The sequence below is a fragment of the uncultured Campylobacter sp. genome (assembly GCF_938045205.1).
Classification (GTDB): domain Bacteria; phylum Campylobacterota; class Campylobacteria; order Campylobacterales; family Campylobacteraceae; genus Campylobacter_B.
The window spans coordinates 1-9,753 of sequence record NZ_CALIMY010000027.1 but is presented as its reverse complement, the minus strand read 5'-3'; the positions used below and the strand labels follow the sequence as shown (position 1 = coordinate 9,753).

The following is a 9,753-nucleotide window of genomic DNA, read 5'->3' as shown; positions in this document are numbered from 1 at the left end:
ATTCTGAAACCAAAAATTCCGAAGTCTCTAATTTTGAAGTTTCGAATTCTAGAACCTTGAATTTCGAAGCCTCGAATTTTGAAATCCTGAATTCTGAACCTCCGAATTCCAAAGCACCGAATTCCGCTACTAACGATTTAAATTTAAAAGCCAAAGCGGCTCAGTATTCTGCCTTTGAAAACAACGCAGAGCCGCAAAATTTTATCTCGGATGATAGCGGCTCTTTGCAGCAGAATTCCAAGGCTAGAGATTACGACAAAGAGCCGATAGCAATCAAAAATTATGAAAAATTTTTTGTATATTCGTTTTTAGTCCTATTATTGCCGATCTCTACGCTACATGCGTTTTTAATTATAGATTTTATAAATCATGATGATATCGACATAGTTCAGTATTTTGCTATTTTATTCATTATTTTACTATCTACGGTTATAATATCCATATTTACCGTAATCTGCCCTAGACAAGAGATAAAATTTACAAACAATTATATAGAATTTATTAGCGACGACTTAGTTGAAAAACGCTGCGAAATTGACAAAAACGCTTTATCTTTAAATTTCTCTATCGGAATTTTGGCAAGTTTATATGAGATAGGAAAATCTGAAAAGATATTTTTATACTTTATCGCTATTTTTATGTGCGTAACATGGTGGAATATATTTTTTATAGCGGTATTCTTTACATATTTATTCGGATTTTTATTAAATTTAATACTTTATCTGTTTATAAATAGGAATTTAAAAGGGTTTAGAATTTTGCCGTTTATTAGGATCGCACGCCCCTCATACGGCAGATGGTTTAGGAACAAACCCGTTTATCCAAGATATTATCTCGTTTATCTCTATAATCAAAAAATTTATGATGAAATTAAAGAATATTTTTTACGAAAAAGCGTAAATATAAATAACATTAAGAAAGATTATTTGTTTATCTAACGAGGAGGATAAAATGACGAGGAAAGAGGTCGCGAAGAAAGAGTCAGGCAACGTATATAAAAGTCTTTTGTCGATTAAGCTATTACAAATTTATATCTATTTTTAAAGAGGGGCTTGAAATAATGGAAAATTATAATAAACAAAAAGCCAGAGATTACGACAAATATCCGATAGTTATAAAAAAGCTAGATGATCTGTTTTGGCTGATAGCTCTTGGAATTTTATTAATTTGTTCTTTGATACAGAATTTTGACGGCGAGTATAAATTCAGGTTTTATATGAAAATATTACTAGGTTATGGCACCGCATTTTTCTTTATATACGCGGCAAACTTTATAAATAGCAAAAAAACTATAGCTTTTATGAAGGACAAAATAGAATTTAAAAATAAAACCAGATGCGAAAAAGAGATGGCGTTAAAAAATATCTCCGTTTACAGATATGCTTATATGATTCCGAATTTTGCGCCATTTGATGCAAGAATCAAATTTTGTGTTTTGGTTTTATTCATAATGATCATCGTGTCATTATACAGCTTCGGATTTTATGTATTTATTTTTATAATTATGGGCTTGTTGCTTATGCCTATTATTAAATTTGTCTACTATATTCTATTTGAGAAAACGGCTAGGTTCTTGCTTTGTGATAAATTATTGATATGCAATGGCTCCGATTCCGAAGTATTTACGATCAATAATAAAAAGGAGTTTGGCGAGCTGCAAAAATATTTCTTGGATACGCTAAATATAGATATTACAGAGGGATATTTATTTTGGAAACCGCCTTATGATATTGCAAAAATAATAGTGAATAAAATGAACAAATTTATGAAATTCTAAAAACAAAAGATAAGGTTTAAAAAATATACAAACGATACATAATTAGCGTACCGCGGGATAAACAATTTAATCCGCAGAATATCTATCTTTAATGAAAAATAGAATTTAGAAAATTTAAATTCTAACGCTCCGCTTGAAATTTTGCCTTTAAAATTTACGCGCTAATCATCGCCGCTTTCATATACGCCGAGCTCTACGAGATTGCCGTCAGGATCGCGCAGATATATACTTTGCATAGCGCCGCGCGCGCCCGTGCGAGGCACGACGCCAAGCTCTATTTGCACTCCTTTGCTTTCCAGCTCCTTTTTGAGCTGCTGTGCGCTTTGATCTTCGCAGATGAGGCAAAAATCCGCCGAGCCCGCGCTAGGACGCGCCGCAAACGGCGCGAACTCGCCCGCGCGGGTGTGGATATTGATCTTTGAAGAGCCGAAACGCAGGCTGTGTTTGCCGCCCTCGCAAACATGCTCTGAGCCCAAAATCCCTTCGTAAAATTCCACGCATTTTTGCAGATCCTCCGTAACTAGGACAAAGTGATCGATCCCTTTGATTTTCATTTCATCTCCCTGTGCGCTCGCAAGTCGCAAAATTTTTACGCCTCGCGGTGCAATCTTGGAATTCTGCCGTGAAATTTCGCGACAAAATTCCAAATGCTCATAGCGCGAAATCAAAATTTCGCGGCGTAAATTTTAAAATTCTAAAATTTAGCCTAAGTAAAAATGGAGCGCGAGTAGAGTCTGACTTTAGTAAAATTTAGACCGACGAAATTCCGTCTAGCTAGCGCAGCAAATTCTAATCCCGCGATTTCAAAACTAGCGATTTTAAAATTCTCTTGCCTACCTCGACGCCCGGCTGATCATAAGTGCTGACGCCCAGTATCGCTCCAGTAGCGCTGGTTAGCAGCTCGAAGTAGTAAAATAGCTCGCCCACGCTCTGTTCACAAAGCTGCGAAACCTCGATTAGATCGACGCTGATACCCTCATTTAACACGGCTTGCAGCGTAGCATCGCACTGAAGATTTAGCACCTCATCCAGTCGCATGCCGTTTACGAAGTCGCAGCCCTCAAGACCTTGCAGACTGATACCAGGCACCGCGTCCGTAGTGCCGTTGCCCGTGAGCTTTAAGAAAGTCACGGTCTTATCCTTTACGCCGTCCATTATGAGCTGAAGGAAGCTGTGCTGATCGCGCGAGCCTACAAGCCCTACAGGAGTAAGCCCCTCGCGGCTAAAGCCGATCTTTTTACCTAGACTTTCCGCCCATAGCTGCACGTACCACTCGCCCAATGCGCGCAGCGCGTCACCATAGCTAAAAAGGATATTAATTTTCGCACTTTTGTGCGTGGCGTAGTGATGGGCTTTTCGTAAAATTTTATTCTCCGCGATTTTAGCGGGATCGCCTGCTAAAATTTCATCCAGATACCGCTCTTTTGCGACGGCAGCCCCGCGCAGCATCGCGCTTGCATCAAGACCTAGCCCAACTGCGGGCACTAGCCCTACTGCACTTAACACGCTAAAACGGCCGCCTACGTTAGCGGGCATATTTATTACGCAGGCGCCGTGCTCGCGCGCAAAGACATCCAGCGGCGAGCCTGCATCGGTGATAAAGATGAAATTTTTTGCTAGCATCTTTAAATCTGAAATTCCAAAACGCTGCAAAACGACCTTAAAAAGCGAGATCGTCTCGATCGTACCGCCCGATTTGGAGGATACTATGAAGATAGTGCGAGCAAAATTTAACCCTTCAAGCGCGCGGTTTACACTGTGCCCGTCGAGATTATCCAAAATTTCAAAGCGTAAATTCTTTCTTACGCGCGGACGCAGCATCTCATAAAGCGCTCGCACGCCCACGCTGGAGCCACCGATGCCCAAAAGCACGACCCCGTCGTAGCTTTGCGCGCCAAAAAATTCCTGCGCCTGCGCTATTACGCCTGCGCCTTGCTGCGGCAGGCGGTAGTAGCCTATCTCGCCGCTTTCGTATTCGGCGCGGATCTTTGCCGCTATCTCTTCTAGCGCGCCGTCTTTTGCCGGCGGGAAAAACAGCTCATTTTTTACCATCGCCGAATTCTCGCTCGTAGAAATATTTGATCGCCTCCACGTAGCCTTTTACCGAGCCGCAGTCGAAGCGAGTGCCTTTAAATTTATACGCGATCACCACGCCGTTTTGAGCCTGCTTCAAAAGCGCGTCGGTGATCTGCACCTCGCCGTTTTTACCCGGCGCCGTCTGCTCGATGAGATCGAAAATATTAGGCGTTAGGATGTAGCGCCCGATGATGGCTAAGTTTGACGGAGCCTCGCTAGCCTCGGGCTTTTCTATCATATCCGAGACCATTATCAGATCGTCGCTGATGCTCTTTCCCGCGATGATGCCGTATTTGTTTACGTCCTGCGGCGGCACCTCCATTACCGCAACGACGCTGCAGCGGTATTTTTCGTAAATTTTAACCATCTGCGCAAGCACGCCCTCGCCGTTTTCGTTCACGCACAGATCGTCTGCGAGTACCACGCCAAAAGGCTCGTCGCGGATTAAAATTTTACCCGTATAAATTGCGTTGCCGAGCCCCTTCATCTGCTCTTGGCGCGTAAAAGAGAAGGTGCAGCGCTTCATAAGTGCTCTGATCTCGTCGAGCAGATACTCCTTGCTGCTGCCTGAAATTTGATCCTCCAGCTCGTAGCTGCGGTCGAAATAATCCTCCAGAGCGCGCTTGCCGCGACCCGTGACGAACGCCATATTGTCCATGCCCGCCTCCAGCGCCTCGTCCACGCCGTAGTGAATGAGCGGCTTGGTAAGGATCGGAAGCATCTCTTTTGGTAGCGATTTGGTCGCGGGCAAAAAGCGCGTGCCGTAGCCCGCCGCGGGAAATAAACAAGTCTGGATCATGAAGCTCCTTTGATCTTTTTTTGAACTTTTATTATAATGCAAAAAAGATAAAATTCCGCAAAGGAAAGCCTTGAAAACGATTGAAAAAGAGATCAGCGCCGCGCAGGAGATTAAAAAATCAAGCTTCATCGCCTATCTTGCGCCGCTAGCAAGCTTTGAGACGCTGCGTGTGCGGCTGCGGCAGCAACACCCCAAGGCGCGGCATATCGTCTGGGCGTATCGCGCGCTGAACGAGCCCGGGCAGATCGTAGAAAACTCAAGCGACGACGGCGAGCCCAAATCGACTGCGGGCGCGCCGTGTCTAAACGCGCTTCGCGGCGCCAGCTTAATTAACGCCGCAGTGCTCGTGGTGCGCTATTTCGGCGGCATCAAGCTAGGTACCGGCGGGCTCGTGCGCGCATACGCCAGTAGCGCAAATGCCGCGATAGACGCCGCTGCGGACGCCGCAGAGCTAGTGGAATTCGTGCTGCGTAAGAAGTGCATATTTTTCGTGCCGTTTGCGGCGGTGGCTAAATTTGAACATTTTTTAAAAAAATCGGGTTTCGTTTATGAAGCGAGCTTTGGCGCTGCGGGAGCGGAGTTTAGCGCAGAGCTTAGCGCAGAAGAATTTGAAAAATTTATGGGCTTTGCAGACGCTCGCGCGCGAGCCCTTAAAATGCTGCACGAGCCGAAATTTTAAAATTCTATAAAATTTAAAAGTTTGCCCCGGCTAAATTTGAAAGCACAAGCGGATTTTGCATTTTATCGCATTATCGCAGCGGAATTTTAAAGCTAAAGTGAAATTTCATCGTGCGAAACATAAAATCCGATAAATTTTAAAATTTTAAGAATTTCAAAATTTCGTCGTAATTTGGCTTGCAAAATCAGGCGAAAATTCCGTCCGTAAATTTCAAAATCCCATAAAATTTTTAAAATTTCACGTGCTTCATCTTAGATTCACGCACAGGCAGGCTTAGCAGAGCTGCAATAGCCGCTAGCGTCATATCCAAATACCACATATAATCATACGCGCCGTATGCCCGTACCGCAAGACCCCCGATATATGCGCCAAAAAATCCGCCGATTTGATGCGAAAGCATCGTAAATCCAAATAGGCTTGCTAAATATCGCGTCCCTAATAGCTTACCGACGGCAGCCGCAGTAGGCGGTACGGTCGCTAGCCAGGTAAATCCTAATCCCACGCTGAAGATATAAAACGTAAGGCTATCTTTGGGCGAGAGCACATAAGCACCAATAAGAGCGATACGTAGGGCATATATGCAAAATAAAATGACTTTACAGCGCACTTTGGAAACACACCAACCTACGAATAAGCTGCCTACGATGTTTGCGATGCCAATCAGTGCGAGCGAAAAAGACGCTACCTGTGCGCCATGCCCGCTTAGCGCTACTTCACTAGGCAGATGCGTCACTAAAAACGCTACGTGAAAACCGCACGTAGCAAAGCTTAAATTTATCAAAATATAGCTTTTATCGCGCAGTGCCAAACGCAGAACTTCGCCTAAGCTGCGCTTATCTTCTTCATGCAGGCTGGTCTGTTCGCCAAATAGAATTTTACCGCCTGCCAAAAGTCTTGCAAGCGGCAGAATTAACAAGCTAAGCCCTGCAAGCGTAAAAAATGCGCCGCCGTATCCCAAAGCAGGCGTTGCGATACAAAACCCAATCATCGGCGCAAATAAAAACTGCCCGAACGAGCCGCCTGCATTTAGCACTCCGCTAGCAACCGAGCGGATAGAAAATGGCAGGCGCTTTGCCATTAGGCTCATTAGAATCGGAAAACTACCCGCGCCAAGCCCCAGTGCAAGCCCAAAACCCATCGTTAATACAAGCGCGCTTTCACTACTAAATAACGGCACAAGAGCGCAGCTAATCGCCAAAAGCACGCTGCCCCAAAACAGCACGACGTAGGCACCGAGCTTGTCTGCAAGTATCCCGCTAAGCGGTTGCGAAAAACCCCATACCAGCTGCGTAGTTGCCATCGCAAAGCTTACTTGCGCGATGGATAGGGAATTTGCTTGCATTATAGGTTGCACGAAAAGACCTAATGACATACGCATGCCCATCGTAATCATCAAAATCGCCGCGGCGCATAGGATCATTATCCAAACTGATTTCATATATATTCCTTTTAAAAAATAGAATTATAGCATAAAAATCACGAATATATCGATATTTTATAGATATATTTAATTAATGTATTTTAGTATATTATTTATGTAAGAGGAATTTACCGAGCTTTAATGGGCTTTGCATTAAAATTCTATTTTCAAGGAGAAGCGATGATTTACGAAGACGAGATGATTTATGTGGAGCGCGAGGAGCACGAAGTGCCGTGGGTGAAGGTCTTTACGAAGGCAAAATTTAAGGAGCTTAGCGACTGCGACGAGGCGACGCTGGCGCATCTGTGGCGCGCCGTGCTTCAGTGCGAAAAGAGCCTGCGGGAGTTTTATGCGCCCGATAAGATCAACATCGCAAGCTTCGCCAACTACGTGCCGCGCGTGCATTTTCACGTCCAGGCGCGCTTTAAAAACGACAGCTTTTTCCCGGAGTCCGTCTGGGGCAAAAAGATGCGAAACGGCAAACTCGATCTGCCGGAATTTAGCGAATTTGCAGAAGTTTTAGCGGCAAATTTAAAGATGGAATTCAGATGATAGGCGCGCGATCCAAAAAATACCTAAGCCTTTTCGCGCTTGCTTGCTGTGTCGCCACCTTTGCGTTTTACCTGCGCTTTAAAAGCGAGGAAAACGAGATAAAAATCAAGCAGCAGTTCGATTTTAGCGCGAGTCTATTTGAAAAGATCGTGGACGAAGAGAAGCTAAACGCCTTTGCGATCTCGCTGATTTTATCGCAAAACAGCGACGTGGTGCGCTGCTTCGAGAGCGGCAAACACGGCGAGTGCATGGACGTGACGAAAAAATACAAAGATATCTTAAGCGCGGTGCCCTTCTATACGGGCGTGAAGATACATTTTCATACGCAAAACACCAGAAGCCTGGCTAGGAGCTGGAGCGACGAATTTTACAACGACGATCTGAGCTCCTTTCGCCATTCGCTTTTGCAGATCCGTCAGAGCTTGCTTCCAAAAGCGCTTGTGGAGATGGGGCGGTGCGGGGTTTTCATGCGTGGAATTTCGCCCGTTTTTAGCGATGGTAAATTTATCGGAAGCGCCGAGATAATGCTCGATTTCGAGCACGTTATCGCGCAGATCAACCGCATGGGAAACGATATTTTTATCCTCGTAGATAAGAGGTTCGAGACCGACTGCTTCTACGATAAAATAGGCGTTATCAAGGATTTTATCGTCGTAAATAGCGCGCCGGATTACGACGTTTTGTCGATTTTGGCGACGCTTGATTTTGGGGCGCAGAGCTTTATCAAAAAGGACGGGCATTATTTTTACGTGCGGGCATTTTCGGACGAAAACGGCACGAAGCTGGGCTATATAATTTTGCACCGCGAAGGCTAGCGGCGAGATTTAAATTTAGGCATTTTGCAGCTTGTCTGCTTTGTCGCGGTGTCGCGGCACGACGAGCGCTTTTAAATTTAATCGCAAGATCGCGGAAATTTACGCTGAAATTTTAAATTTTAAAAGGAGCGTCGGTATGAAATTTTATAAATCTCTTAAATTTAAAGCCCTGGCGGGGGCGCTGCTTCTGGCGGCGATACTCTGCGCCGCATTTATCCGTATAATCCCCGATTATTCCACTTCACGAGGCTTCGCCGTAGTTTCAATCTTTGGCTACAACAAATACAAGCAGGGCTATTGCCTAAAAGAGGATAGAATTTTGTCTAAAGAGGAGCGATTTAAGCGCGGAATTTTAGATACCTTAGACAGATCCGTATTGTTTTATGCTGCTATTACAGACAGATGCTATTATGTATATGACAATGAAGCTTGCAACTACGGCAATGGAGAATTTGCCGTTAAAGTAGGCTTTTATGAGACGGATAAATTTAATAACGATGATTGGTTGGAAGTTTTATCCAAAGAGTATGAGATAGAAAAACGTAAAAATCAAGACGCTTGGCTGCTGTATAGAAATATTTTTGTCGAGAAATTTCAAATGAAGCCAGTAAATATCGCAGAAAGGCTAAAGATAAATTTAGCGGAGGGCTTTGCGGGCTTTGATATGCCGGTAATTGAATACAAAGGATTAAATAAATATCTTTTATATCTTGATAAAAGCTTCATTCTTTATGATGATTTTAAATTCAGTGCTATTTCGGTTAGAGTTCCTGAAGGATATACTCCCAAAGATTTATTGGATAGAAAGCAATATTATGAAAGAGAGATTCAAACCAGATCATATAGCGAAGATGACTTTAAAATCGACACATGCGGCAATAGCGATTTTAAAATTTATAAAAACAATGTCGAAGAAATATCGGATCGCTTGGTAAGAGAAGATTTGTTTAAAGGCGGCTGAAAAGCCGAGTAAACAACTGAAATTTTAAATTTTAAAGGAGCGTCGGTATGAAATTTTATAAATCTCTTAAATTTAAAGCGCTAGCTGGAGTGCTACTTCTTATAATAATACTCTGCGCCGCATTTATCCGCATCGTGCCAGACTACTCCACTTCACGAGGCTTCGCGATAGTTTCCCTTTCCGACTACAACAAATACAAGCAAGGATTCTGCTTAAAAGAGAATAGAATTTTATCCAAAGAGGAGCTGTATAAAAGAGCGATAGGACAGTTTTTGGATTACGAGCTAAAATTAGAGCGAATGATCAATGATTATAGGACCTATGCCTATGGCAGTTCTTGGCGTAGCTCATATGAAATTGCATACTATGAACTAGAGAACATAAATTTATCTAATTGGTTTGAAGTATTAAAAAAGCATCATGATAATAATGAGACGTTTGAGGAAATTTTTATGAATAAACTAAAAGCTAAAAAAACCGACCCAAAGAAATATTTAAAAATAAATTTGAACGATATGAGTGCTGGATTTGATAGACCGATAATTATTCTAGACGGCGCTTATAAAGGACCGAATATTCATATATTGTTAGATAAGTTTGTTTTAATTTATAAAAATTATATACAACGCAACCATTCCGAATACCTATTTGATAGAATGAATTTTTCTGAAAAA

At 43.1% G+C, this 9,753-nt stretch carries 11 protein-coding genes; 7 read left to right on the top strand and 4 right to left on the bottom strand.

Translation table 11 applies throughout. From position 1 onward, the window contains the following. Together Q0198_RS01610 and Q0198_RS01605 are read left to right on the top strand one after the other, a co-directional pair. Positions 1–938, top strand: a 938-nt coding sequence (locus Q0198_RS01610) for a hypothetical protein (RefSeq protein WP_297894261.1), incomplete at its 5' end; no start/stop codon positions are given. 122 nt (positions 939–1,060) lie between these two features. Beyond that, positions 1,061–1,777, top strand: coding sequence for a hypothetical protein (locus Q0198_RS01605; protein ID WP_297894258.1), 717 nt, complete (start codon positions 1,061–1,063; stop codon positions 1,775–1,777). A 161-nt stretch (positions 1,778–1,938) separates the two neighbouring features. On the opposite strand, the gene Q0198_RS01600 is transcribed toward Q0198_RS01605, so the two are convergent. The 3 genes from Q0198_RS01600 to galU form a co-directional block, all read right to left on the bottom strand. After that, on the bottom strand, positions 1,939–2,331 hold the full coding sequence (locus Q0198_RS01600; RefSeq protein WP_297894255.1) for a VOC family protein: 393 nt from the start codon (positions 2,329–2,331) through the stop codon (positions 1,939–1,941). A 235-nt stretch (positions 2,332–2,566) separates the two neighbouring features. Then, the gene (locus tag Q0198_RS01595; RefSeq protein WP_297894253.1) at positions 2,567–3,829 is read right to left on the bottom strand and encodes a glucose-6-phosphate isomerase; all 1,263 of its coding nucleotides are present in this window, start codon (positions 3,827–3,829) and stop codon (positions 2,567–2,569) included. Beyond that, positions 3,816–4,652, bottom strand: a complete 837-nt coding sequence (gene galU / locus Q0198_RS01590; protein ID WP_297894252.1) for a UTP--glucose-1-phosphate uridylyltransferase GalU — start codon at positions 4,650–4,652, stop codon at positions 3,816–3,818. Before galU ends, Q0198_RS01595 begins: the two co-directional genes overlap by 14 nt. A gap of 70 nt (positions 4,653–4,722) precedes the next feature. On the opposite strand from galU, the gene Q0198_RS01585 reads away from it, so the two are divergent. Further along, positions 4,723–5,331 (top strand): YigZ family protein, encoded by a 609-nt coding sequence (locus Q0198_RS01585; RefSeq protein ID WP_297894250.1) that lies wholly within the window; start codon positions 4,723–4,725, stop codon positions 5,329–5,331. A gap of 229 nt (positions 5,332–5,560) precedes the next feature. On the opposite strand, the gene Q0198_RS01580 is transcribed toward Q0198_RS01585, so the two are convergent. Continuing rightward, positions 5,561–6,769, bottom strand: a complete 1,209-nt coding sequence (locus Q0198_RS01580) for an MFS transporter (RefSeq protein WP_297894247.1) — start codon at positions 6,767–6,769, stop codon at positions 5,561–5,563. Positions 6,770–6,931: 162 nt separating this feature from the next. On the opposite strand from Q0198_RS01580, the gene Q0198_RS01575 reads away from it, so the two are divergent. The 4 genes from Q0198_RS01575 to Q0198_RS01560 form a co-directional block, all read left to right on the top strand. Then, positions 6,932–7,303, top strand: coding sequence for an HIT family protein (locus Q0198_RS01575; RefSeq protein WP_005870777.1), 372 nt, complete (start codon positions 6,932–6,934; stop codon positions 7,301–7,303). Beyond that, positions 7,300–8,118 carry a cache domain-containing protein gene (locus tag Q0198_RS01570; protein WP_297894242.1) on the top strand — a complete coding sequence of 273 codons (819 nt, stop codon included), beginning with the start codon at positions 7,300–7,302 and terminating at the stop codon, positions 8,116–8,118. The genes Q0198_RS01575 and Q0198_RS01570 overlap by 4 nt, the downstream gene beginning before the upstream one ends. Positions 8,119–8,254: 136 nt before the next feature. Next, positions 8,255–9,079 (top strand): hypothetical protein, encoded by an 825-nt coding sequence (locus Q0198_RS01565; protein ID WP_297894239.1) that lies wholly within the window; start codon positions 8,255–8,257, stop codon positions 9,077–9,079. Between the two features lie 47 nt (positions 9,080–9,126). Further along, the coding region (locus Q0198_RS01560) for a hypothetical protein (RefSeq protein ID WP_297894236.1) at positions 9,127–9,753 on the top strand (627 nt) is incomplete at its 3' end.

Excerpts from the sequence above, each read along its gene's own strand:
- Q0198_RS01595 (WP_297894253.1), bottom strand. The coding sequence starts at position 3,829 with ATGGTAAAAAATGAGCTGTTTTTCCCGCCGGCAAAAGACGGCGCGCTA.
- galU (WP_297894252.1), bottom strand. The coding sequence starts at position 4,652 with ATGATCCAGACTTGTTTATTTCCCGCGGCGGGCTACGGCACGCGCTTT.
- Q0198_RS01580 (WP_297894247.1), bottom strand. The coding sequence starts at position 6,769 with ATGAAATCAGTTTGGATAATGATCCTATGCGCCGCGGCGATTTTGATG.
- Q0198_RS01575 (WP_005870777.1), top strand. The coding sequence starts at position 6,932 with ATGATTTACGAAGACGAGATGATTTATGTGGAGCGCGAGGAGCACGAA.
- Q0198_RS01565 (WP_297894239.1), top strand. The coding sequence starts at position 8,255 with ATGAAATTTTATAAATCTCTTAAATTTAAAGCCCTGGCGGGGGCGCTG.
- Q0198_RS01600 (WP_297894255.1), bottom strand. The coding sequence starts at position 2,331 with ATGAAAATCAAAGGGATCGATCACTTTGTCCTAGTTACGGAGGATCTG.
- Q0198_RS01605 (WP_297894258.1), top strand. The coding sequence starts at position 1,061 with ATGGAAAATTATAATAAACAAAAAGCCAGAGATTACGACAAATATCCG.
- Q0198_RS01570 (WP_297894242.1), top strand. The coding sequence starts at position 7,300 with ATGATAGGCGCGCGATCCAAAAAATACCTAAGCCTTTTCGCGCTTGCT.